Origin of the sequence: Streptomyces sp. BE303, assembly GCF_036290945.1 — a bacterium.
Taxonomy (GTDB): Bacteria; Actinomycetota; Actinomycetes; order Streptomycetales; family Streptomycetaceae; genus Kitasatospora.
On sequence record NZ_JAQYWZ010000540.1, the window covers coordinates 1 to 22,658 of the forward strand.

Annotated in this window: 20 protein-coding genes and 1 riboswitch; of the genes, 11 read left to right on the top strand and 9 right to left on the bottom strand. The window is 72.5% G+C overall.

What is annotated here, in order from left to right:
* Positions 1 to 366: 366 nt before the first annotated feature.
* Genes PUR56_RS11345 through PUR56_RS11355 form a run of 3 tightly spaced genes read right to left on the bottom strand, consistent with a single transcriptional unit; the run spans position 367 to position 3,595 of the window.
* Positions 367 to 1,446, bottom strand: a complete 1,080-nt coding sequence (locus tag PUR56_RS11345) for a threonine aldolase family protein (RefSeq protein ID WP_329948905.1) — start codon at positions 1,444 to 1,446, stop codon at positions 367 to 369.
* The gene (locus PUR56_RS11350) at positions 1,443 to 2,198 is read right to left on the bottom strand and encodes an SDR family NAD(P)-dependent oxidoreductase (protein WP_329880246.1); all 756 of its coding nucleotides are present in this window, start codon (positions 2,196 to 2,198) and stop codon (positions 1,443 to 1,445) included. The genes PUR56_RS11345 and PUR56_RS11350 overlap by 4 nt, the downstream gene beginning before the upstream one ends.
* Positions 2,195 to 3,595, bottom strand: coding sequence for a DUF6421 family protein (locus PUR56_RS11355; RefSeq protein WP_329948790.1), 1,401 nt, complete (start codon positions 3,593 to 3,595; stop codon positions 2,195 to 2,197). The genes PUR56_RS11350 and PUR56_RS11355 overlap by 4 nt, the downstream gene beginning before the upstream one ends.
* A 262-nt stretch (positions 3,596 to 3,857) precedes the next feature.
* Between PUR56_RS11355 and PUR56_RS11360 the strand changes: the two genes are divergently transcribed.
* From PUR56_RS11360 to PUR56_RS11380, 5 genes are all read left to right on the top strand, one after another.
* A complete protein-coding gene (locus tag PUR56_RS11360) occupies positions 3,858 to 4,724 on the top strand; it encodes an ABC transporter substrate-binding protein (protein WP_329948791.1) in 867 nt (288 codons plus the stop codon).
* Positions 4,721 to 5,662: an ABC transporter permease subunit gene (locus PUR56_RS11365; RefSeq protein ID WP_329948792.1), complete on the top strand. Its 942-nt coding sequence runs from the start codon at positions 4,721 to 4,723 to the stop codon at positions 5,660 to 5,662. Before PUR56_RS11360 ends, PUR56_RS11365 begins: the two co-directional genes overlap by 4 nt.
* A gap of 104 nt (positions 5,663 to 5,766) precedes the next feature.
* Positions 5,767 to 6,519, top strand: a complete 753-nt coding sequence (locus PUR56_RS11370) for an amino acid ABC transporter ATP-binding protein (RefSeq protein ID WP_329948906.1) — start codon at positions 5,767 to 5,769, stop codon at positions 6,517 to 6,519.
* Between the two features lie 145 nt (positions 6,520 to 6,664).
* A complete protein-coding gene (locus tag PUR56_RS11375; RefSeq protein WP_329948793.1) occupies positions 6,665 to 7,306 on the top strand; it encodes a DUF5134 domain-containing protein in 642 nt (213 codons plus the stop codon).
* Between the two features lie 198 nt (positions 7,307 to 7,504).
* Positions 7,505 to 8,452 carry a M56 family metallopeptidase gene (locus PUR56_RS11380; protein ID WP_329948794.1) on the top strand — a complete coding sequence of 316 codons (948 nt, stop codon included), beginning with the start codon at positions 7,505 to 7,507 and terminating at the stop codon, positions 8,450 to 8,452.
* Between the two features lie 18 nt (positions 8,453 to 8,470).
* Here the strand turns inward: PUR56_RS11380 and PUR56_RS11385 are convergent, their stop codons facing one another.
* On the bottom strand, positions 8,471 to 8,923 hold the full coding sequence (locus tag PUR56_RS11385) for a MarR family winged helix-turn-helix transcriptional regulator (protein ID WP_329948795.1): 453 nt from the start codon (positions 8,921 to 8,923) through the stop codon (positions 8,471 to 8,473).
* Positions 8,924 to 9,010: 87 nt separating this feature from the next.
* Here PUR56_RS11385 and PUR56_RS11390 point away from each other — a divergent pair, with 87 nt between their 5' ends.
* Together PUR56_RS11390 and PUR56_RS11395 are read left to right on the top strand one after the other, a co-directional pair.
* Positions 9,011 to 10,528 (top strand): MFS transporter, encoded by a 1,518-nt coding sequence (locus PUR56_RS11390; RefSeq protein WP_329948796.1) that lies wholly within the window; start codon positions 9,011 to 9,013, stop codon positions 10,526 to 10,528.
* Positions 10,529 to 10,759: 231 nt separating this feature from the next.
* Complete coding sequence (locus tag PUR56_RS11395) at positions 10,760 to 11,365, top strand: TetR/AcrR family transcriptional regulator (RefSeq protein ID WP_329948797.1); 606 nt, start codon at positions 10,760 to 10,762, stop codon at positions 11,363 to 11,365.
* 60 nt (positions 11,366 to 11,425) lie between these two features.
* On the opposite strand, the gene PUR56_RS11400 is transcribed toward PUR56_RS11395, so the two are convergent.
* Positions 11,426 to 12,292, bottom strand: coding sequence for a helix-turn-helix domain-containing protein (locus PUR56_RS11400; protein ID WP_329880262.1), 867 nt, complete (start codon positions 12,290 to 12,292; stop codon positions 11,426 to 11,428).
* Between the two features lie 415 nt (positions 12,293 to 12,707).
* Here PUR56_RS11400 and PUR56_RS11405 point away from each other — a divergent pair, with 415 nt between their 5' ends.
* Positions 12,708 to 13,229: an ATP-binding protein gene (locus PUR56_RS11405; RefSeq protein WP_329880263.1), complete on the top strand. Its 522-nt coding sequence runs from the start codon at positions 12,708 to 12,710 to the stop codon at positions 13,227 to 13,229.
* A 357-nt stretch (positions 13,230 to 13,586) separates the two neighbouring features.
* Here PUR56_RS11405 and PUR56_RS11410 read toward each other — a convergent pair whose 3' ends face one another.
* Positions 13,587 to 13,832: a DUF397 domain-containing protein gene (locus PUR56_RS11410; protein WP_329880265.1), complete on the bottom strand. Its 246-nt coding sequence runs from the start codon at positions 13,830 to 13,832 to the stop codon at positions 13,587 to 13,589.
* Positions 13,833 to 14,358: 526 nt separating this feature from the next.
* Between PUR56_RS11410 and PUR56_RS11415 the strand changes: the two genes are divergently transcribed.
* Entirely contained in the window at positions 14,359 to 15,270 is a 912-nt protein-coding gene (locus PUR56_RS11415) for a sirohydrochlorin chelatase (protein ID WP_329948798.1), read from the top strand.
* Between the two features lie 137 nt (positions 15,271 to 15,407).
* Here PUR56_RS11415 and PUR56_RS11420 read toward each other — a convergent pair whose 3' ends face one another.
* Positions 15,408 to 17,627, bottom strand: a complete 2,220-nt coding sequence (locus PUR56_RS11420) for a hypothetical protein (RefSeq protein WP_329948799.1) — start codon at positions 17,625 to 17,627, stop codon at positions 15,408 to 15,410.
* 244 nt (positions 17,628 to 17,871) lie between these two features.
* Positions 17,872 to 18,053: riboswitch (cyclic di-AMP (ydaO/yuaA leader) on the top strand.
* Between PUR56_RS11420 and PUR56_RS11425 the strand changes: the two genes are divergently transcribed.
* On the top strand, positions 18,045 to 19,388 hold the full coding sequence (locus PUR56_RS11425; protein ID WP_329948800.1) for a transglycosylase family protein: 1,344 nt from the start codon (positions 18,045 to 18,047) through the stop codon (positions 19,386 to 19,388). (Overlaps the previous riboswitch by 9 nt.)
* 189 nt (positions 19,389 to 19,577) lie before the next feature.
* A complete protein-coding gene (locus PUR56_RS11430) occupies positions 19,578 to 19,778 on the top strand; it encodes a hypothetical protein (RefSeq protein WP_329880272.1) in 201 nt (66 codons plus the stop codon).
* Positions 19,779 to 19,843: 65 nt separating this feature from the next.
* On the opposite strand, the gene PUR56_RS11435 is transcribed toward PUR56_RS11430, so the two are convergent.
* Positions 19,844 to 20,863: a LacI family DNA-binding transcriptional regulator gene (locus PUR56_RS11435; RefSeq protein WP_329880273.1), complete on the bottom strand. Its 1,020-nt coding sequence runs from the start codon at positions 20,861 to 20,863 to the stop codon at positions 19,844 to 19,846.
* A 25-nt stretch (positions 20,864 to 20,888) separates the two neighbouring features.
* Complete coding sequence (locus PUR56_RS11440) at positions 20,889 to 22,595, bottom strand: glycoside hydrolase family 13 protein (protein WP_329948801.1); 1,707 nt, start codon at positions 22,593 to 22,595, stop codon at positions 20,889 to 20,891.
* Between the last annotated feature and the right edge of the window lie 63 nt (positions 22,596 to 22,658).

Sequence of the window (22,658 nt, forward strand, 5' to 3'; positions counted from 1 at the left end):
CGAAACAAGTCCGAGGCCGGGGATGTCAACATATCTGGCGTTGACTTTTGGCACGCTGTTGAGTTCTCAAGGAACGGACACTTCCTTCAGGCGGCTTTCACACCGGCCCTCCGGGCGCTTCGTTCTTTCGTGTTTCCAGCTTATCAGACGTTTTCCGCTCCGTTTTCCGGAGTTTCATTCATCGGATTTTGCTTTCCGCTTGCCCCCGCTCTCTCGCGGCGACTCCGGAACTGTACGGCGATCGGCACGCCACATGCAAATCGTCCCGTCCTGCGGCGGCAGGACGGGACGATCCGCGGTTCGAGCAGGCCTTCGGCAGGCGCCGGACGCGTGCAGGACACGGGTCGGACGAATGTCAGAGGCCTGTCACACGCGGCCCATCTCCTCGGCGATGGCCGTCGCGAAGGCGTCGATGTCAGCCTCCGTCGTGTCGAACGAGCACATCCAGCGGACCTCTCCGGTGTGCTCGTTCCAGAAGTAGAAGCGGTAACGCTTCTGCAGCCGCTCGCTCACCTCGCGGGGGAGGATCGCGAAAACGGCGTTCGCCCTGACCGGGCGGACGACCGTCACGCCCTCGATCCCGCGGACGGCGGCCTCGAGGCGGCTGGCCATGGCGTTGGCGTGGCCGGCGTTGCGGAGATAGAGGTCACCCGCCAGCAGCGCCTCGAACTGGACCGAGACGAAGCGCATCTTCGAGGCGAGCTGCATCGAGGTCTTGCGGAGGAACTTGATGTTCCGGACCTTCTCGGGGTTGAGCACGACCACGCACTCACCGAACAGCAGGCCGTTCTTCGTCCCGCCGAAGGAGAGCACGTCGACGCCCACGTCCGTGGTGAAGGCGCGCAGCGGGACGCCGAGCGAGGCCGCGGCGTTGGCCAGGCGGGAGCCGTCCACGTGGACCAGCATGCCGAGCTGGTGCGCGTGGTCGACGATCGCCCGGATCTCCTCCACGGTGTAGAGGGTGCCGAGCTCGGTGCTCTGGGTGATCGAGACCGCGAGCGGCTGCGCGCGGTGCTCGTCGCCGAAGCCCCAGGCCTGCTGGTCGATGAGCTCGGGGGTGAGCTTGCCGTCCGGCGTGGGGACGGTGAGCAGCTTGATGCCGCCCATCTTCTCCGGGGCGCCGCCCTCGTCCACGTTGATGTGGGCCGACTCGGCGGTGATCACCGCACCCCAGCGCGGGAGCAGTGCCTGCAGGGCGACGACGTTGGCGCCGGTGCCGTTGAAGACGGGGTGCGCCTCGGCCTTGTCGCCGAAGTGCTGGCGGAAGACGTCCTGGAGGTGGGCGGTGTAGTCGTCCTCGCCGTAGGCCACCTGGTGGCCGCCGTTCGCGAGGGCTATCGCGGCGAGGACCTCCGGGTGCACACCGGCGTAGTTGTCGCTGGCGAAGCCGCGGACGGCGGGGTCGTGCCGCCGGACGGCGTCCGTCTGCGGGGTGGGGTCGGTCATCGGGCTGTCAGCCACAGGTGCTGTCCGTTCAGTTCTTCTGCGGGGCGGTCCCAGAGGCCCGCCAGGGTGGTGGCGAGGTCGGCGGTGTCGGTGAAGCCGGCGAACTTCGCCTCCGGCTTCTCGGCCCGCATCTCGGGACTGACCAGCGCCTTGATCACCAGGATGGCAGCCGCGGCGGTGGGCTTGCCGTCCTCGGCGGTGGTCTCCTTCGTGAAGGAGTCCGCCATGGCGAGCGTCCAGGCCTCGGTGGCGGCCTTCGCCGCGGCGTAGGCGGCGCCGCCCGCGGTGGGCTTGTGGGCGGCGGCGGCCGAGATCATGGCGTAGCGGCCACCGCTGCGGACCAGGGCGGGCTGGAACGCCAGCGAGGTGTGCTGGAGGGTCCGCACGACGGTGTCGTGCAGGAAGTCCCAGTCGTCGATCCGGGTGTCGAAGAAGGTCTTGCTGCCGCGCCAGCCGCCGACCAGGTGGAGGAGGCCGTCGACGTGGCCGTGCTCGGCCTCCAGGTGGTCGGCCCAGTCGTGGACCTCCTGCGGGTCGAGGAGGTCGATGACCTGGCCGCTGACCCTGGCTCCGCGCACGGCGACGCGCACGGTGTCGAGGGCGGCCTCCAGCCGCTGGGCGTCGATGTCGGCGCCGATGACGGTGGCGCCGTCCGCCGTGAGGCGGCGCAGCACGGCCTGGCCGGCCGGGCCGCTCGCGCCGGCGACGGCGATCACCTTGCCGCTGAGCGGTCCCTTGGGTGCGGTGGTCACGCGGCAACTCCCTGCAGGCCGGCACCGGTGATGCCGGTGGTCGAGGCGATGACGCCGCTGAGCTTCTTGGAGAGGGCCTCGTAGAACATGCTCAGCGGGAACTCGTCGGGGAGCACAGCGTCGCACAGGGCCTTGTTGAGGGCCTTGCCCTCGGTGATGTCGAACGGCAGCGCCGCGGAGCCCTTCGCCCAGGTGGAGGCGGGGTGCGGGGTGAGGTAGCGGGAGACCAGCTCGTAGGCGGCGATCCAGTGGGCCGGCTTGGGACGGTCGATGCCGTCGCGGTAGAGGGTCTCGATCTCGGCGCAGAGCGCGTTGGTGACCTGCGGGGCCCGCTCCCAGTCGATGCTGAGGCGGTTGTCGCGCCAGCGCAGCGCGTCGTGCTTGTGCAGGTACGCGAAGAGCAGCTGACCGCCGAGGCCGTCGTAGTTGCGGACGCGGTCGCCGCTGACCGGGAAGCGGAAGAGGCGGTCGAAGAGGATCGCGTACTGGACGTCGCGGGCGTGCTCGTTGCCCTCCCCCTCCAGGTTCACCGCCTCCTTGAAGGTGGTGAGGTCGCAGCGGAGCTCCTCCAGGCCGTACATCCAGAACGGGCTGCGCTGCTTGATCATGAAGGGGTCGAACGGCAGGTCGCCGTGGCTGTGGGTGCGGTCGTGGATGAGGTCCCACAGCACGAAGGTCTGCTGCGAGCGCTCCTGGTCCTGGAGCAGGCTCTCGGCGTCGGCCGGGATCTCCAGGCCGAGCAGCTCGACGGCGTTGGTGGAGACGACCCGGAAGCGGGCGGCCTCACGGTCGCAGAAGATGCCGCCCCAGGTGAAACGTTCCGGCGCCTTGCGCACGGCCACGGTCTCGGGGAAGAGGACGGCGGAGTTGGTGTCGTAGCCGGCCGTGAAGTCGGTGAAGGTGATCGGCACGAACATCGGGTTGTCGAAGCGGGTGCGCTCCAGCTCCGCCAGCCAGTCGGGCCAGACGACGTTCAGCAGGACCGCTTCGAGGTTGCGGTTCGGGTTGCCGTTCTGGGTGTACATCGGGAAGACGACCAGGTGCTCCAGGCCGTCCTCGCGCTGTTCGGCGGGCTGGAAGGCGAGCAGCGAGTCCAGGAAGTCCGGCTCCCGGTAGCCGGTGTCGGCCCACTTGGCCAGGTCCACGTCGACGGCGGCCAGGTAGGCCGCGTCGTGCGGGAAGAGCGGCGCAAGCTCCGCGACGGCCGTGCGGACGGTGGCGACCAGCGGGTCGACCGTCCGGCGCTCGACGACGGACAGGTCGATGGAGCCGTCCTTGGACTGCAGGGGGCGCAGGGCCTCGACAGCTTCCTTGAGCCGCAGCCAGGCCGGGTGGCCGGCGAGGGACTCGACCGGGGCGTCGGCCGCCACGGCGAGCCTTGGCGAAAGATTCTGCATCGGGGACTCACTTCGACAGGAGGGTTTTCAACGAGACCACCATAAGTACGAAAGGTTCTTCTGTTCAAGGGGGCACCTGGCGGCGGATCTGCGGTAACCGGGGTCGGAGACCGTATGTCGTCCGTGTGAACAGCTGCCGGGATCTTCCGGGACAGAGCGGACGAAGCCCGGTAAGCCGACCATGCCGCGCGTGTTCCGGCGTCGCCACCGGGGGAGGTTCCCCACCCGACCGGTCCGTCCCCTTCCTCCCGGGAGCCCCGCCATGCCCCTCCCCCGAAAGCCGCTCGCCGCCCTCCTGCTCGCCGGTGCCGTGCTGGCCGCCTGTGCTCCGCAGGACACCGCGTCCGACGGGAACCCCGCGGCCGCGAGCACGGCCGGCGGCTGCGCGCCGGGCGCGTTGCCCACCCGGGCGGCGGGGACGCTGACCATCGGCACCGACAAGCCCGCGTACGAGCCGTGGTTCGCCGAGGACGCGCCGGCGAACGGCAAGGGCTTCGAGTCCGCGGTCGCCCACGCGGTGGCGGAGAAGCTCGGCTACCCCAAGGAGAAGGTGACGTGGGTGGTCGCTCCGTTCGGCACGGCGACCGCGCCCGGTCCGAAGAACTTCGACTTCGACATCAACCAGGTGTCGATCAGTGCCGAGCGCCGGCAGGCGGTGGACTTCTCCTCCGGCTACTACGACGTGCGCCAGGCCGTGATCGCGCTGAAGAGTTCCAAGGCCGCCTCGGCCCGGAGCCTCGCCGATCTCAGGGGCGCCAAGCTGGGCGCACAGGTCGGCACCACCAGCCTGGACGCGGTCACCGACACCATCAGGCCGACCACCCGGCCGGCCGTCTTCGACTCCAACGACCTGGCGAAGGCCGCGTTGAGGAACGGTCAGGTCGAGGCCCTGGTGGTCGACCTCCCGACGGCGTTCTACATCACCGGGGCCGAGGTGACGGACGCCCAGGTGGTCGGCCAGCTGGCGGGCTCCGCGAAGGGTGAGCAGTTCGGCCTGGTGCTGGACAAGGGCTCGAAGCTGACCGGCTGCGTCTCCGGCGCGGTGGACGCGCTGCGGGCCGACGGGACGCTGGCGAAGCTGGAGAAGCAGTGGCTCTCGGACGCCGTCTCGGCCCCCGTCCTCCAGTGAGCGACACCGTGAAGGGGCTCTCCGGGGGGTCCGCCGACCCGGGGACGCCGGCGGGCCCGGGTGAGCCGGCCGGCCCGGGCGCGGCCGACGACGGCTACCGGCCGTCGGCGAGACGGCTCGCCCACGAGGCGTACCGGCGCCGGCGGGCCCACCGCTCGGCGCTGATCGCGGCCGGCTCGACGCTGGTGACGGCGGTGGCGCTGGTCCTGCTGGTGGTCGGCTCGCCCGGCTGGCCGGCCGTGCGGCGGTCCTTCCTCAGTGCCGAGTACGCCCGGCAGGCACTGCCCGAGGTGCTCAAGGGACTGCGGATCAACCTGGAGCTGATGGCCGTCTGCGGGGTGCTGATCCTCTTCTTCGGCCTGCTGCTCGCGGTGCTGCGGACCCTGAGCGGGCCGGTCTTCCTGCCGGTGCGGCTGCTCGCCACCGCCTACGTCGACTTCTTCCTCGGCCTGCCGATGATCATCTGCCTGCTGGTGATGATCACCGGGGTGCCGGCGCTGCGACTGACCGGTGTCACCACCGACCCGCTGTGGCTGGGCGGCGCCGCGCTGGTGCTCACGTACGCGGCGTACGTGTCCGAGGTGTTCCGGGCCGGCATCGAGTCGGTGCACCCGAGCCAGCGGGCCGCCGCCCGGTCGCTGGGCCTCTCCAACGCGCAGGCGATGCGGTACGTGGTGCTGCCGCAGGCGGTCCGCCGGGTGGTGCCGCCGCTCCTCAACAACCTGGTCAGCCTGCAGAAGGACACCGGACTGGTCTCGATCGGCGGGGTGATCGACGCGGTGTACGCGGCGAAGATCATCAACGGCCGGTCGTTCAACTCCACCCCGTACCTGGTGGCGGCACTCGTCTTCGTGGTGCTGACCATCCCGCTCACCCGGTTCACCGGCTGGCTCACCACCCGGATGAACCGCCGACGCCAGCAGGGAGGTGCGGTGTGACCGGCCGTCCGTCCGACGACGCGGCAGGCCGCCCGCCGGGCACGTCCGCCGTACGACCGGGTGTGCCCAGGCCGTCGGGCGGGGCCGCGCCGTCGGGCGGGCCGGTGAAGCCCGTGCTGCGCCTGGAGTCGGTGCGCAAGAGCTTCAACGGCCAGGCGGTCCTGCGCGACGTGGACCTCACCGTCCCCGAGCACTCGGTGACGGCGCTGATCGGCGCCTCCGGCTCCGGCAAGTCGACGCTCCTGCGGTGCGTCAACCTGCTGGAGCGGATCGACGACGGCGCCGTCTTCCTGGACGGCGCGGAGATCACCGACCCGCGTGCCGACGAGGACGCCGTGCGACGACGGATCGGCGTCGTGTTCCAGGCCTACAACCTCTTCCCGCACATGACCGTGCTGGAGAACGTGACGCTCGCCCCGCGCCGGGTGCACGGTCTGGCCCGGGCCGAGGCCGAGGCGCGGGCGCACGAGCTGCTCGACCGGCTGGGCCTGGCGGCGAAGGCGCGGGAGTACCCCGACCGGCTCTCCGGCGGCCAGCAGCAGCGGGTGGCCATCGTGCGGGCGCTCGCCACCGGGCCGCGGCTGCTGCTCCTCGACGAGATCACCGCGGCGCTCGACCCGGAGCTGGTCGGCGAGGTGCTCTCGGTGGTGCGCGACCTCAAGGAGCAGGGCATGACGATGCTGGTCGCGACGCACGAGATGGGGTTCGCCCGCGAGGTCGCCGACCAGGTCTGTTTCCTGGACGCCGGGGTGGTACTCGAACAGGGCTCGCCGGAGCGGGTGTTCGGGGCGCCGCAGCAGGAGCGGACCCGGCGGTTCCTGAGCCGGGTCATCGCCTCCGGGCGGCTCTCCGGGTAGCCGGACCTGTGCGGCAGTCCGGCGCCCGCCGGTGGGCCCACCCCGCCGGGCACCACCATGCGCCCCCGCACGCGCCCTGCTGCACGCGGCCCCGGGCCGTGATCGTGGACGGTACCCCCGCCCGTCACCGCCCGGGAGGCCGCCGTTGCACGGATCAGCCCTCGTCAGCTGGTTGTTGGCCGCCCTCGCCGCGACCTCCGGCGGCTACTGCCTCACCCGCCTGCGCCGTACTCCCCCTGCGCCGCCCCCGGGAGCGGCCGGAGCCGGAACCGCACCGAGGACGCCCGGCCCGAGAAGGACCGGGGCCACCGGGGCGACCCGCGCGCACCGGCTGCACGCGTACGAGTCGGATGCCTCCGAGGCCCTGATGGGCTTCGGCATGGCCGCCATGGCCGTGACCGGGACGGCCGTACCGGGCGTCGCCTGGGCCTGGCTGTTCGGCCCGCCCGCGGTCGCCCTGCTGCTGGCCGCCGCGTACCGCCCGGAGCGGCGGGCGCACCGGCTGCACCACGCGGTCGGCGCGCTGGCGATGACCTACATGGCACTCGTGATGGCCACCGCACCCGCCGCCGGGCACGCGGGCCACCACCCGTCCGCGGCCGGATCGCCGGCACTGACCGGCGCCCTGCTGCTCTACTTCGGCGGGTACGCGCTCTGGTCGGGCAGCAGGCTGCTCAGCGGTGCCGGAGGCGGGCCCGGCGGGCTGCCGGCGGCCTCGGCGACGCTGCCCCGGGCCTGGCGGCTGTCGATGGGCATCGGCATGTTCGCCATGCTCCTGACCATGTGACACCGGCGCCCGCGCCCACCGTCGCGGGCGCGGCACCGGACGGCCGTCGCGGCGCCGCACCGTCCTCGCGGCGCGGCCGCCGAACAGCCGTGGCGTTGGTCACTGGTGGCCGAAAGTCGTACCACGCCGCGCCGGCAGCGCTTAGGTTGGACGGGAAGCGCGTTGTCGCGCTCCGTGCGTCCCCGGGGAGCCCATGCCATGACGGCCCTGCTCGGCCTGCTGCTGCTCGGACTGCTGCTCGCCACCGCCGCTCCCCGGCGGCTGACCCGGGCCCGCTGGGTGGACCGCGAACCCGTGCTGGCGCTGCTGGTCTGGCAGTGCCTGGTGGTGGCCGTACTGCTGTGCTGTGCGCTGAGCCTGCTGCTGGCCGCCTCGGCCGCGCTCCCCGACCTGCGGTCGCTGCTGTTCACGGGCGCACCGCACGGCGTGGAGGCGGCGTACGGACTGCACAACGCCGAGGGCTGGGGCCGGCTCTGCGCGGCGGTGCTGGCCGCGGGCGGGCTGCAGACGCTGTTCGCGCTGACCCGTGAGGTCCGTTCGGCGAAGGCGCTGCGCGCTCACCGGCATGCCGAACTGGCCACGCTGTCACCTGAGTTGCCGGGCTCCATCGACGACGCACGGCAGCGCCGGGAGCGACTGGTGGTGCTGGAGGACGTCCGGCCCGGGGCCTGGTCGCTGCCCGGGCACAACTCCCGGCTGGTGGTCACCACGGGGGCGCTCCGGCAGCTGACCCACCGGGAGTTGGAGGCGGTGCTGAGCCATGAGCGCGGGCACGTCCGGGCCCGGCACCACTGGCTGGCGCAGGGCGCGCAGGCGCTCGCCTCGGGCTTCCCCGGGGTCGGCGTCTTCAGCGCCTTCCGGAATCAGGTGGGCGAGCTGGTGGAGCTGGCGGCGGACGACCGGGCCGCGCGGCGGCACGGCCGGCACACCACCGCCCTGGCACTGGCCGAACTCAACCTGGGGCGCGGGGTGTTCGGCTCCTGCCCGCCCGGGATGGCCCAGTCGCCGAAGCGGGTGGACCGGCTGCTGGCCGGGCGCCCCCGGCTCTCCGTGTCGCACCGCCTGCAGCTGACCCTGGCCGCCCTGGCCGCGCCGGTGGCGGTCGTGCTGACGGCCGCCGCACCGGGCCTCGCGTCCCTGCTGTAGCGCCGGCCTCCGGCCCCGTCAGTCCAGGGTCGTCCCGCAGGCGCGCACCGGTTCGTCGGCGAGCGTGAGGGAGAGCACCTCGCGGTGCAGGGGACGGGCCTCCGTGTAGCGCCGACGGCCGGCCTCGGTGAGCGCGACCTGGATGCCGCGCCGGTCACTGGTGCACATCGCGCGGGTGACCAGCCCGGCCTTCTCCAGCCTGCCGATCAGCCGCGAGAGCGCGCTCTGGCTGAGGTGCACGGTGTCGGCCAGCTCCTGGATCCGCAGCCCGTGCCCGCCACTGCCGTCACACCCCTCGACGAGGCGTTCCAGCACCTCGAACTCGCTCATGCCCAGGCCGTGCTTCTCGCCGAGTTCACGGTCGAGGAGGCAGGCGGTCTGGGCCTGCCGGGCCAGCAGGTCGCGCCACTGGACGACCAGACCGGCCTCCGCCGGGGAGTCGTGGGAATCGTGGGGGTCGAGTTCAGCCACGCCGCCACGGTATCACATGCGGAAGCAACTTATGCGTTAACATCTTATTCACTTGCATTGAATGCACGTGCATGTACTCTCTTGCCCATGACCACCGCGACCGTCACGACGTCTGACGATTCATCACAGGGGGCTCCGCGCTGGAGTCCCCGCCTCTGGGGCACGCTGATCGTGCTCTGCGCCGCGCTGTTCCTGGACGCCCTGGACATCTCGATGGTGGGCATCGCGCTCCCCTCCATCGGCTCCGAACTCCACCTCTCCACCTCCACCCTCCAGTGGGTGGTCTCCGGCTACGTACTCGGCTACGGCGGGCTCCTGCTGCTCGGCGGCCGGACCGCCGACCTGCTCGGCCGCCGCCGGGTCTTCCTCGTCGCACTCGCCGTCTTCGCCGCCGCCTCCCTGCTCGGCGGCCTGGTCGACGACGGCGGCCTGCTGATCGCCGCCCGCTTCATCAAGGGCGTCGCCGCCGCCTTCACCGCGCCGGCCGGCCTGTCGATCATCACCACCACGTTCCCGGAGGGCCCGGCCCGCAACCGGGCACTGTCGATCTACACCACCTGCGGGGCCAGCGGCTTCTCGCTCGGCCTGGTCCTCAGCGGAGTGCTCACCTCGGTCGGCTGGCGCTGGACCTTCCTGATGCCCGTCCCGATCGCCCTGCTCGCCCTCGTCTTCGCCGTCCGGCTGCTCCCCCGCCCGGCCGCCGGGGAGAAGGCCACCGGCCGGTACGACGTGCTCGGCGCGATCACCGGCACCGCCACCGTGCTGCTGCTGGTCTTCACCGTGACCGAGGCGCAGGGCGCCGGCTGGCTCAGCCTGCGCACCCTGGGCTCGTTCGCCGTCGTGGCGCTGCTCGGCTCCGCCTTCCTGTTCGTCGAGAGCCGCACCGCGCACCCGCTGGTCCGGCTCGGGATCTTCCGCAACGGCTCGGTCGCCCGCGCCAACGTGATCGCGTTCGCGATGACCGGCGCGTACGGCGGCTTCCAGTTCGTGGTCACGCTCTACCTCCAGGAGCTGCTCGACTGGTCGGCCCTGGAGATGGCGCTCGGGCTGCTGCCCGCCGGCGCGATGATCGCCCTGTCGGCACCGTTCATGGGTCCCGTGGTGGACCGCTTCGGGACCGGCCGGCTGCTGCCGATCGGCCTGCTCGCCCTGGTCGGCGCGTTCGCGCTCTTCCTCCGGCTCGACGAGCACAGCTCGTACCCGGTGCTGGTGCTGCCGTCGATCATCCTGCTCGGCGTCGGCTTCGCGCTGGCCTTCCCCTCGGTGAACATCGCCGCCACCGACGGCGTCGCCGACGATGAGCAGGGACTGGCCTCCGGCCTGGTGAACACCGCGATCCAGGTCGGCACCGCGGTCGTCCTGGCCGGCGCCACGGCCATCATCACCGCCGGCAGCGGCGGCGGCACCGGCGCGCAGGCCCAGCTGGACGGCTACCGGCCCGCCCTGCTCTTCATCACCGGGATCGCGGTGGTCGGTTTCGTGATCGCCGTCGCGGGCGCCGTTCTCGACCGGCGGACGAAGGCACCTCACTTCTCCGTACCGGACTATGATTATCCGTCAGTCGACCTGGTCGACCGGGGCGGCGAGGTTCTGACCAAGAGCTGAACAGCGGTACGAGTTCCACCAGGCCCGGGACGGAGTCCCCGGGCGGGCGCCGGCTCCACCAAACCCCCGTGTTGGTAGAGCCGGCGCCTCCGTACGAACCGAACGCCGCCGCCCGGCCCAAGGCCCGGGGGCCGCGGTCCGGTCGCCGGCCGCGCCAGTATATTGGCCGACAGCCAACGAACGTACGGAGCAGAAACGATGGCACCTCGCGGGGATTCGGTCAATGAGGAGATGCGTCAGCGTTCCCGGCGACGCATCATGCGGGCCACCGTCGAACTGGTCGACCGGCACGGATACGCCGGGACCACGCTGACCGACATCGCCGAACGGGCCGGACTGGCCCGCGGACTGCTCTCGTACTACTTCGACGGCAAACGGCTGCTCATGCAGTCGGCGACCCACCGGATGATGCACCAGGAGCTCTCCACCGCGCTCGGCGAGCTCGCGCCCGACGCGACACCGGAGGCCCGGCTGGCCCGGGCGATCGACGCGGTGCTCGGCCTCGCCATGGACCACCCGCGGGTGATGCGCTCGCACCTGGCGCTGATCCTCGACCCGGACACCGGCGCCTTCGTCCAGGACCCCGAGCAGCAACGGCTCGGCTCGATCCTCCAGGAACTGCTGCGCGACTGGGGTGCGCCCGACCCCGTCGCGGAGCACGCGGTGCTGCGCAGCGCCCTGATGGGCGGCTGCATAGGCGTCCTGCTCCCGGGCGCGGAGGTGCCGCTGGCGCCGATCCGCGCGGACCTCTTCAGCCGCTACGACCTGCCCTGGCACCTCGGCCGCCCGCCGCAGCCGCTCCCGCCGGAACGCGAAAGGCCGCCGGCCCGCGGCTGAGACCGCGGGGCCGGCGGCCGTCCGGTGGAGCGGCGCGCGGCGGACGGGGACGTCCGGCGCTCAGCGCTCCTTCAGGATCGAGGCCAGCAGGTCGATGGTGCGCTCGGGCGTGAGGCTGTCCACGCAGAGCCGCTCCATCACCTGGATGTAGGCGTCGACGTCGTCGCGCTTGTCGAGGTACAGCGCACTGGTCAGCTGCTCCAGGTACACGACGTCCGCCAGGTCCTGCTCGGGGAAGCGCAGGATGGTGAACGCACCGGACTCACCGGCGTGCGCACCGAAGCGGAACGGCATGACCTGGATCACGACGTTGGCCTGCTCGGCCGCGTCGATCAGGTACTGGACCTGGCCGCGCATCACCTTCGGCCCACCGACCGGACGGCGCAGCGCCGCCTCGTCGATGACCGCCCAGAGGCGGGGGCTCTCGCCCTCGGTGAGCAGCTTCTGGCGGCGCATCCGCAGGCTGACCCTGCGCTCGACCTCCTCCTCGCTGATCACCGGCCGACTCTGGCCGAAAACCGCCCGTGCGTACTCCTCGGACTGGAGCAGGCCGGGGACGAACTGGACCTCGTAGGTGCGGATCAGTGCGGCGGCCTCCTCCAGACCGACGTACGTCTGGAACCAACCCGGCAGGACGTCGTTGAAGCTGTGCCACCAGCCCGACTTGTTGGCCTCGCGGACCAGCCCGAGCAGCGCCTCGCGCTCCAGGCCGTCGTCCACTCCGTAGAGGCTGAGCAGGTCCGCGACATCGCGTTCCTTGAAGCTGACCCGGCCGAGTTCCATGCGGCTGATCTTGGACTCGGACGCACGGATCGCGTAGCCCGCGTCCTCGCGGGTGATGCCGCGCCCCTCCCGGAGGCGGCGCAGCTGGGAGCCGAGGAGGATCCGGCGGACCATCGAGCCGCCGCCCGGCTGAACTGTGGTCATGTGGTCCTAACCTCCACCTAGGGCAAACAGCGCACAGTCTGCCATCAGTTGAGCGCTCACGGTGCCGATACTGACGGATGTTCCTATCAGTTCTGTACTCCGCACACCAGGATGCACGTGCATCCGGCGCTTGCATATGCCATTTGAACGACTGCACGTGAATCGACTCTTGCATCTGCAGTGAGCGCAGAGGACGATGGTGCACGTGCACCTGCACATCCCTGGCAATCCCGCGGGCTCCGCGTCGACCCCACGCGCGACTCCGTGCACAGGCCCGGCAGCGCCCCCGCGCCTCCGGGCCCTTGTGCGCGCGCGCCTGGTCGAGTGGGCGGCCGTGCGGCCGAGCGAGTCGGAGGTGACCGGCATGACCCCGGCGGGTCCAGCCGTGTCCGCCCCCTTATGGGAGGAGCTCTTCATGAGCACCGGAACGGCTTTGGCAGTCGACCCCCATGTGGTCACCTGTACGCTCGCTCCTCGATATGAAGCCGTCAGAACCGCGCGCGACTTCGCCAGAACCGCCCTGCACCGCTGGGGCCTGGGCGAGCTCTTCGACGACGTCGCGCTGGTGGCCTCGGAGCTGGTGACCAACGCCCTGCGGCACGCGATCGGCGCGCGCCCCGGTGCGGCGGACGACTACGACTTTCCCATGCAGTGCGCAGCCGAGGGGAGGCTGCCGATCCGAATAAGCCTGGTGCACCGTTCCCCGCAGGTGGTCTGCGCGGTGAGCGACCCCAGCAACATCGGCCCGGTGGCGCGGGAGGCCGACTTCGTGGCGGAGTCGGGCCGCGGCCTCCACCTGGTCGACTCGTTCAGCCACTCCTGGGGCTGGCACCCGCTCGGCGGCGGCAAGGTCGTCTGGGCGCTGTTCGAGGCGGAACCGGAACAACGGTCGATCCCGGCCCCCGAGATGAGCGGACGGCACCGACGCTCGGCCTAGCACGGCGCACGACCCGTGACAGGACCCCCGGGAGCACCACACCGCCCGGCGGGAGACCACACACCAGCGCGACACACCCCGGCAACGGCGATCGGTGACCCTCGGGCAGCGGGTACCGGCCACCCTTGCGGCGGTGCGCCCCTCCGATCCGCGTGCGGCGGCTCGGCACGGCGGCGACGGCGGGTGACCCTGGCGGGCGGAACGGCGGCTGGCGGGCGAGGGCCCGCGAACGGCGGCCGGGCCGGCGGAACGGCAGCTCGTGGCACGACGGCTCGCAGGGCGGCGGAGCCGGTAAGACAAAGGCCGTCGTGGTGTCAGCACCCACGACGGCCCCCCGATGGTGGAGCCGGCGGCCGGTCAGACCGCCAGGTGGTCGAACTCCCCGTCCTTGGCCCCCAGGAGCAGGGCCTCGATCTCGGCCCGGGTGTAGATGAGCGCCGGACCGTCCGGGAAGCGGGAGTTGCGCATCGCCACATCGCCCCCCGGGAGGGCGGCGAACTCGACGCAGTTGCCCTGAGAGTTGCTGTGCAGGCTCTTCTGCCAGACCACGCCCTTGAGGTCCGCAGCGGCCATCCCGTTGTACGTGTCGAACGTGTCGTGCATAGAAATCTCCCGAAGAGCTCCGGAGTGGGTCGTCCAGCTCGGCGCCCCGGCTCTCAGCCGAACGGCTCGGCCGGCCCCGTACCGGCCCGGCACAACGCCTCACTTGACGTGATGATAGCTCCAGTGCACGTGCATCAGCACGGGACGTTGCAGGTGCACGGGCTTTTCGACACCGAACCGGAACTCTTCACGAGCCGCGCACCTGACGGTACGTAAGTGGACATAGTCGACCGAATCGGCCGGATGTCGATGACGGCCCGTAGGCGACCACCCGCTGAATGTTGATCTTCGGGAGCCCGGAGTCGCACCGCTGTGACCCCACTGTGACCCTCCGTCAGACGATGCCCGCCCTGTGAGACATCTCACGCGCCCCTCCTGCAACGCGGAGCTCCTCCTCTCGCATCTGAGCGGATACCGGGAGAGAAACCGGGTTCGGGCCGGTTATGTCCGGTTTTCGGATGGGCCGCCCCTCCTCGTACGGCAGCCGACTGCGAGCACGGCGGGGGAATGTCCTACGATCTCCGCCATGAGCACCGCAGCCATCCCGGGCGCGCCACTGCCCGTCCGAACCCCAGGCTCCCGTGCGCGGGGGCGCCACCGCCGTCCCGAGCGCCCCGAAATCCCGACCGGTTCGCCGGTCCTGCTGCTCGCCGTGCCCGCGGCCGCCGGACCGGAATCCCGGTCCGTGGTCGAGGAGCTGCTGTCCATCGTCCGCAGCGAGCAGAACGGCGTGCAGACGGCAGCCGGTTACCTTCCGGCCCACGGCGCCGAAATCGGCGCCGAGCGCACCGTCGCCGAACTGCTGGACGAGGCGGCCGAGGCCGGCCTGCCCACGCCGGTCATCGTGCCCCTCGTGCCCGGCCCGCACGACTTCCTGACCGACCTGTACGCCCTCGCCGCCGAGTACGGCGCCCCCGTCACCGACGTGCTGGGCCCGCATCCGCTGCTGGCCGAGGCCGTGCACGTGCGCCTCTCCGAGGCCGGTCTGGCCCGCGCCGACCGGGCCCGGCTCTTCGCCATCGCGACCGCCGCCGACGGCGTGGTGCTCACCACCGTCGGTGGGCAGGCCGCCGCCGACGCCGCCGGGATCACCGGCATGCTGCTGGCCGCCCGGCTGGCCGTGCCCGTCGTCCCCGCCGCGCTCGACCTGCCCGGCTCGGTGGCCGCGGCCGTCGCCCACCTCCGGGAGATGGGCTCGCAGAACCCGGCGCTGGCCCCCCTGGTGATCGGCCCGGAGGCGGACTCCGAGCTGCTCGCCACGGCAGCCGAGGAGTCCGGCTGCCCGTCGGCCGCCCCGCTGGGCGCGTACCCGACGGTGGGCCAGCTGATCGCCTCCACCTACCTGGCCACGCTGCCGGCCGTCGACTTCGACGCGCAGGCCGCGGAGGCCGGGGACGGCGCCGCGGAGCCCTCCGGCGGACGGCACGCCGCCCAGTAGCGCAAGCCCGTCCGAAGGGGCCCGGAACGCATCCGTTCCGGGCCCCTTCGGCTGCTCGCACCGGCCGGAACGGTCCGGTCCCCCGCCCTCCGGCCGGACCGGGACCCCGCACCGCCGCCGCGGTCGCCGGGGCGGCCTCAGCGGCCGACCCGACTGGTGGGCGAGGCCGCGTCCTTCAGTTTCAGGGCGGGCAGCCGCACCGGCCGGGACTGCGCCGCGAAGGTGGCCACCGGTGCGGCGGCGGCGTTCCACTGCGGCTGCGCTGCGCCCTCCTCGTCCGGCTTGCGGACCTTGAGCACCTCGGTCTGCCCGGCCCGGCGCAGCAGGATGTTCTTCGGCCGCACGGCCTCCGGGTCCAGCCAGAGCTCGTTGCCGCCGAACTCGCAGTCCAGCAGCAGCACGTCGTCCGGCTGCCCGTCCGAGGTGGCCCGGAAGGCCACGCCGGCCCGCCGGTAGCCGGTGAACCGGCTCCGGCTGAAGGTGACGGCCTGTCCGGCGAGTTCGTGCCGGGCGGTGGAGACGGCGAAGTCGCTCTGCCCGGCCGCGTCGACGAGCAGTCCGTCGAACACGGTGCCCTCGTCCCGGCCGAGCGAGTGCAGCGCCACTCCCCCGCCCGCGTTGCCGTACAGCACGCTCGCGGTGTAGTCGAAGTCGTTGAGGTAGGCGCCGTGCTCGATGCCCCAGCCGCCGTTGTGGTAGGCGGCGAACTCGGTGACCACGTGGTGCTGACGGGCGTTGAGCCAGACGAAGATGCCGTCCCGCAGGTTGTTGTGGGCCAGGCAGCGCTCGAAGGTCCAGACGCCCTCGCTGTTCTCCGGCCACTCGAAACCGGAGGCCCCGTCGGCGCCCTGGACGCCGACGGCCACGCAGTCCACCGCCTTGCCGCCGGTGCCCGCGCCGAGGTTGAAGCCGGTCAGCCGGTAGGCGCGGGGGTGGGGTTCGAGCAGGGTGCGGGAGGCGACGCAGGACTCGAAGACGATGTCGTCGGAGGGGCGCTGCGGGGTGCGGGTGTCCAGCGGCCCGTCCCACCAGTACGCGTCCTCCCAGGTCTCGTGGCTGATGCAGCTGCGGAAGGTGATGCCGTGACTGGCGTGCGGCACGTACGCGTGGCTGCCGGCGTCGCGGACGACCACGCCCTCGACGACGGTCCCGCGGGTGGCGTCGCCGAGCTGGTGGAAGTGGAGCCCGTACCGGCCGAGGACGGCCGCGGTGACCGGGGCGGTGCCGTCCTGTCCTCTCCAGGTCTCCTTGGTGTCGGCGCGCGGGCCGACCCAGCGCAGCGCGGCGTGCCGGACGTCGGCGCGCCGGGAGCTGGTGAGGTGGACGTGGGCGCGGCCCTCGGCGGTGCCCTCGACCCGGACGGTGCGGGTCAGGTTGAGCACCTCGGCGCCGACGGTGACGCCCCCTCCGGCGGCGACCAGGGGGTGGGCGTGCTTCAGCGGCGACTCCAGGGTGACGGTGGCTCCGCTGACGGACCGCACGGTGACGAGGTCGTAGTGGGCGGCGAAGCCCTCCCGGTCGGGCGGGCCGGTCGGGGTGACGGCCAGTTCGTCGCCGGGGAGCCAGCCGGCGGGCGGGGCGGACAGGGCCAGCTCGGTGCCGCCGGCCTTCAACTCGCGGTCGGCGCGGACCCACGCGGTCTTGGCGGCGCCGTCGAGCCGCAGGTAGCCGGCGCCGGTGACCCAGAGGCCCACGTCGGTGTCGACGACCTTCATGCCGTCCCCCTGGAAGCGCCTCTCGTCGACGGAGGGGAAGCGCAGGGTGTGGGTGTGGGTGCCGTCGGGGGCGAGGGCGAGGGCGCCGCGGATCTCGACGTTCCCGGTGGCGGCGAGGGTGAGGGTGCGGTCGGCGGCGAAGGTGAGGGCGCCGGTCGGCTCCACCAGCAGCGTGCCGACGGCGGCGTCGGTGTCGAGCAGCACCCGGTCGGTGATCCGCACGGTGCTCCTCGGGCCGGGCACGGCACCGCCCCAGCCGGCCGGGTCGGACCAGCGGCGGCCGCTCTGGTCGACGGTGGGCGCGGGGGCCGGCTGTTCGGGCGCGGCGCCCACCGGAGCGGCCTCGGGGGACGCCCCACCGTGGCCTCCGGCTCCCGTCCGGTCCGCGCCGACGGCCGTGGACGATCCGGCGACGGCGGCGACCGGTTCGGTCGGGCCGCTCAGCGAGCGCCGCAGCACCTCCTCGCCGCTGACCGCCGCGAAGGCGGTGCCGACGGCGAGCCAGCGCAGTAAAGTGCGGCGACTTAAGGGAGTTAGGGGCGGTTCGGGTGGGATGTCCGCTCTGCGATGCTTTGCCCTGCGATGCGCTCCGCGCGTCCGGCCGGTCGGCCGGGCGGGGTCCGGGTCCTCGTCCATGGCCATCGGTGCGTAGCCCTCCCCACGGGCGGCTGCGGCGGCGCCGGCGTCCTACCGACGCTCTGAAGCATAGGCAGTTGCGTTGACCGCGACGGGCGTTGCATGAAATCGGTCATTTCTGATCATGAAGGACAGCCGCCCACCACGGATTTCGCAAACAGTGACGTGCCTCACACATGTTTGCGGTTTGAAGGCGGCTCTGCTTAACGTGCTCCCCGTTCGTGGCCACACGGACCCAGCTCCCCTGCAACGCCGAGTCCTGCCGTCGGGTGCGCTGGAAGTACGAAGCACCACGGCAGGAGCGGGGGAACCACAGGTAGTTCGCCCAGGCCGGTCCCCGGACCGACCAGGGCTAGGGGTGAAGCCGCGTCCACAGCGCGGCCGGGCAACTCCAGCCCGAATCCGACAGCTCACCTCGCAGGCGTGGGAGAGGACCGCGTCTTCATGCTGCCCACCAACGGCACCCGCCTGTCCAGCCGCACCCGTCGCGCCATCGCCACCCTCGGCGTCGCGGGCATCGGCCTCACCATCCCCTGCCTCACCACCGGCACCGCCTCGGCCGCCTCCGTCGCCACCTGGGACAAGGTCGCCCAGTGCGAGAGCACCGGCAACTGGAGCATCAACACCGGCAACGGCTTCTACGGCGGACTCCAGTTCACCAGCTCCACCTGGGCCGAGTTCGGCGGCACCTCGTTCGCCGCGCGCGCCGACCTCGCCACCAAGGACCAGCAGATAGCGATCGCCGAGAAGGTGCTCGCCGTGCAGGGCCCCGGTGCCTGGCCGGTCTGCTCGGTCAAGGCCGGCCTGACCAAGGGCGGCACCCCGGCCGCCGTCGACACCTCCACGGCCGCCGCCAAGCCGGCCGTCCAGACCCCGGCCCCGGCCGCCAAGCCCGCCGCCCAGCCGAAGGCCACGCAGCCCGCCGCGCCCAAGGCCGCCCAGCCGCAGGCGCAGGCTCCCGCCGCCACCGACGCCGCCCGCCAGGGCGACGGCGGCCAGGACGGGCGCCAGTGGCGCCAGCAGACCGGCCAGCAGGGCGGTCAGCAGGGCGACCGGAAGCAGTCCGCCGACTACACCGTGGCCGTCGGCGACTGGCTCTCCTCCATCGCCGACAAGAACGACGTCCAGGGCGGCTGGGAGCGGCTCTACGAGCTCAACCGCGCCACCCTGACCGAGGGCCCGCACAGCATCTACCCGGGCCAGCACCTGACCTTCGGCGACCGGGCCAAGGGCAACCAGGCCTCGGAGGAGTCCGGCAAGGGCTTCGACTGGTTCAACCGGGCCAAGGACGCGGGGACCGGCACCGCCACCACCGAGCCGGCCGCCCAGACCCCCGCCCCGGCCACCAAGCCGGCCGCCAAGCCCGCCGCCCAGGCCGAGACCCCGGCCCCGGCCCAGGCCGCCACCGGCAGCATGGCCGCGGCCGTCTCCTTCGCCCAGTCGAAGGTCGGCCAGGCCTACGTCTACGGCGGCACCGGCAACGGCGGCTGGGACTGCTCCGGCCTCACCCAGGCCGCGCTGCGCGCCGCGGGCATCACCGTCCCGCGCGTCGCCGCCGACCAGGCCGCCGCGTCCACGCACGTCTCGCTCGACGCCCTCAAGCCGGGCGACCGGCTGTTCTGGTCCAACAACGGCAAGGACTCCGGCGTCCACCACGTCGCGCTCTACATCGGTGACGGCAAGTACGTCGAGGCCGCCAACCCGAGGTCGGGCGTGCGGACCCAGACCCTGGCCAACTGGGCCCCGGACTTCGCCGGCCGGGTCTGACCCACGGCCGGGTCTGACCCGCGAAAGCCCGGGGCCCCCGGGGAGGAGCCAGGTCGCTCCCTCCCCGGGGGCCCCGGTGCGTCCCGCGCCGGACCGCCCCCGGAACCTCGCACGCCCCGCCCCGGAAGGTCATGGTCAAATCCGGCCGCACCAGGCATGCTGCTGCTCTGTCCCCGAGGAGGAGTCACCATGGCCCAGGTCACCGTCACGCTCGACGCCAACCTCGCGATCGACGCGATGATGCTGTCCGGCACGAAGAGCCCGCAGGACGCCGTCGAACTGATCCTCCGCGACTACCTGGACCGGGGGCGGCGCACCGAGACCCGGACCGGCGACGCCGCCGACGGCCACCGGGTCACCCCGGACCGCCCGGCCGTCCAGGAGGGCTGATCCGCACGACGAGGCCGGGGTCCGGGAGCGGCCTGCTCCCGGACCCCGGCCGTTCGTCCGATCCGTCAGCGCGCGCCTGCGCCGGTCGAGCCGCGCATCACCAGCTCGGGCTGGAACATGAACTCCCCGCGCTGGGCGGCGTTTCCGCCGACCTCCTCCAGCAGGGCGTCCACCGCGGCGGTGGCCATCGCCTCCACCGGCTGGCGGATGGTGGTCAGCGGCGGCTCGGTGAACGCTATCAGCGGCGAATCGTCGAACCCGACCACCGAGACGTCCTGCGGCACCGTCAGGCCCCGCTGCCGGACGGCCCGTATCGCGCCGAGCGCCATCATGTCGCTGCCGCAGACGATCGCCGTGCAGCCCTTGTCGAGCAGCGCGCCGGCCGCCGCGTGGCCGCCCTCCACGCTGAACAGGGTGTGGTGGACGAGGCCCTCGGCCTCCTCCCGGGTGCGCCCGAGCACCTCGCACAGGGCGGCGGTGAACCCCTCGATCTTCCGCAGCACGGGCACGTACCGGCGCTGCCCGACGGCCAGCCCGATCCGCTCGTGGCCGAGTTCGGCCAGGTGCTGGACGGCCATCCACATCGCGGCCCGGTCGTCCGGCGAGATGAACGGCGCGTCGATCTTCTCGCTGTACCCGTTGATCAGCACGAACGGCACCCCGCGGCCGGCCAGCCGGGCGTACCGGTCGTGGTCGGCGGTGGTGTCCGCGTGCAGGCCTGAGACGAAGACGATGCCCGCCACGCCCCGGTCGACCAGCATCTCCACCAGTTCGTCCTCGGTGGAGCCGCCCGGCGTCTGGGTGCAGAGCACCGGCGTGTAGCCGTGCCGGCTCAGCACCTGCTCGATCACCTGGGCCAGCGCGGGGAAGATCGGGTTGCTCAGCTCCGGGGTGATCAGCCCGATCAGGCCCGCGCTGCGCTGGCGCAGCCGGGTGGGCCGCTCGTACCCGAGCACGTCGAGTGCCGCCAGCACGGTCTGCCTGGTGGCGGCCGAGACGTTCGCCTTGCCGTTGAGCACGCGGGAGACGGTGGCCTCGCTGACCCCCGCCTGCGCCGCGATGTCTGAGAGTCGCGCCGTAGTCACGGTCCCAGAGCCTATTGCAACCACGTCAGACCGCCCACCAGTCGGTGCTGTCCGGTGCGAGCACCGTCCCGCCGCCGTCGATCAGCGGGTCGGCGCCGGCGGAGCTCAGCAGGAGCCGGCCGGGCACCGGTATCCGGACCGGGCCGGCGGTCGTGTTCACCGTGCAGACGAACGCGCCGCGGCGGAACGCCAGGGTGCCCTCCGGGCTCTCCAGCCACTCGACCCCCGTGCCGGCACCGAGCTCGGCCCGGGCCCGGCGGACGGCCAGTGCGGAGCGGTACAGCTCCAGGGTGGAGGTCGGGTCGCCGGTCTGCGCCTCGACGCTGAGCCCGGCCCACTCGGCGGGCTGCGGCAGCCAGCTGGGGCCGCCGGCGGTCGGGCCGAAGCCGTACGGGGCCTCGGTGCCGGACCACGGGATCGGGACGCGGCAACCGTCGCGGTAGCCGTCCTGGCCGGCCTTGCGGAAGAACGACGGGTCCTGACGGACCTCGTCGGGCAGGTCGGTGACGTCCGGCAGGCCGAGCTCCTCGCCCTGGTAGACGTAGGCGGAGCCGGGGAGCGCGAGCATCAGCAGGGTGGCGGCGCGGGCCCGGCGCAGGCCGAGCGCGCGGTCGCCGGCGGTGCGGATCTGGGTGCCGAGGCCGGGCGGGTTGGCGAACCGGGTGGCGTGCCGGGTGACGTCGTGGTTGGAGAGCACCCAGGTGGTGGGGGCGTCGACCGGGCGCATCGAGTCGAGCGAGAGGTCGATCACCGCGCGCAGCTCGGCGGCGTCCCAGGAGGTGCCCAGGTACTGGAAGTTGAAGGCCTGGTGCAGTTCGTCGGGGCGGACGTAGTTGGCGGTGCGCTCGACGGTCGGGGTCCACGCCTCGGCGACGCCGATCCGCTGCCCCGGGTACTCGTCGAGGATCTTCCGCCAGCTGCGGTAGATCTCGTGCACGCCGTCCTGGTCGAAGAACGGCATGACGTCGTTGCCGAGCAGCCTGAGCTGGTCGGAGCCGCCGAGGTCGGGCAGGCCGGGGGCCTTCACCAGGCCGTGGGCGACGTCGATGCGGAAGCCGTCGACGCCCATGTCCAGCCAGAACCGGAGGATGGAGCGGAACTCGTCGGCGACGGCCCGGTTCTCCCAGTTGAAGTCGGGCTGCTCCGGGGCGAACAGGTGCAGGTACCAGTCGCCGGGGGTGCCGTCCGGGTTCTCGGTCCGGGTCCAGGCCGGGCCGCCGAAGATGGACTCCCAGTCGTTGGGCGGCAGTTCGCCGTTCGCGCCCTTGCCGCGGCGGAAGTGGTAGCGGTCGCGCAGCGGGGAGGCGGGACCCTCGCGCAGCGCGCGCTTGAACCACTCGTGCTGGTCGGAGGAGTGGTTGGGGACGAGGTCGACGATGATCCGCAGGCCCAGCCGGTGCGCGTCGCGGATCAGCGCGTCGGCGTCCATCAGGGTGCCGAACATCGGGTCCACCGCGCGGTAGTCGGCGACGTCGTAGCCGGCGTCGGCCTGCGGGGAGGCGTAGAACGGCGAGAGCCAGACGGCGTCCACGCCGAGGTCGCGCAGGTAGGGCAGGCGGCTGCGGATTCCGGGCAGGTCGCCCATGCCGTCTCCGTTGGAGTCGGCGAAGCTGCGCGGGTACACCTGGTAGATGACCGCGTCCCGCCACCAGCCTCTGTCCGCGCCGGCACCGGCCTCGTGAGCGGTGGCGTCGGCGGCGGGCCGGGAGGTGTCGGCCAGGTTCTGGGTCATGGACGGTATCCCTCGGGGATCAGAGGAGCGGGGATCGGAGGATCGGTCGGGCGCGGGGAGCGG

Excerpts from the sequence above, each read along its gene's own strand:
- PUR56_RS11395 (WP_329948797.1), top strand. The coding sequence starts at position 10,760 with ATGCGTCAGCGTTCCCGGCGACGCATCATGCGGGCCACCGTCGAACTG.
- PUR56_RS11400 (WP_329880262.1), bottom strand. The coding sequence starts at position 12,292 with ATGACCACAGTTCAGCCGGGCGGCGGCTCGATGGTCCGCCGGATCCTC.
- PUR56_RS11430 (WP_329880272.1), top strand. The coding sequence starts at position 19,578 with ATGGCCCAGGTCACCGTCACGCTCGACGCCAACCTCGCGATCGACGCG.
- PUR56_RS11390 (WP_329948796.1), top strand. The coding sequence starts at position 9,011 with ATGACCACCGCGACCGTCACGACGTCTGACGATTCATCACAGGGGGCT.
- PUR56_RS11420 (WP_329948799.1), bottom strand. The coding sequence starts at position 17,627 with ATGGCCATGGACGAGGACCCGGACCCCGCCCGGCCGACCGGCCGGACG.
- PUR56_RS11415 (WP_329948798.1), top strand. The coding sequence starts at position 14,359 with ATGAGCACCGCAGCCATCCCGGGCGCGCCACTGCCCGTCCGAACCCCA.
- PUR56_RS11405 (WP_329880263.1), top strand. The coding sequence starts at position 12,708 with ATGAGCACCGGAACGGCTTTGGCAGTCGACCCCCATGTGGTCACCTGT.
- PUR56_RS11355 (WP_329948790.1), bottom strand. The coding sequence starts at position 3,595 with ATGCAGAATCTTTCGCCAAGGCTCGCCGTGGCGGCCGACGCCCCGGTC.
- PUR56_RS11345 (WP_329948905.1), bottom strand. The coding sequence starts at position 1,446 with ATGACCGACCCCACCCCGCAGACGGACGCCGTCCGGCGGCACGACCCC.
- PUR56_RS11410 (WP_329880265.1), bottom strand. The coding sequence starts at position 13,832 with ATGCACGACACGTTCGACACGTACAACGGGATGGCCGCTGCGGACCTC.
- PUR56_RS11440 (WP_329948801.1), bottom strand. The coding sequence starts at position 22,595 with ATGACCCAGAACCTGGCCGACACCTCCCGGCCCGCCGCCGACGCCACC.
- PUR56_RS11360 (WP_329948791.1), top strand. The coding sequence starts at position 3,858 with ATGCCCCTCCCCCGAAAGCCGCTCGCCGCCCTCCTGCTCGCCGGTGCC.
- PUR56_RS11380 (WP_329948794.1), top strand. The coding sequence starts at position 7,505 with ATGACGGCCCTGCTCGGCCTGCTGCTGCTCGGACTGCTGCTCGCCACC.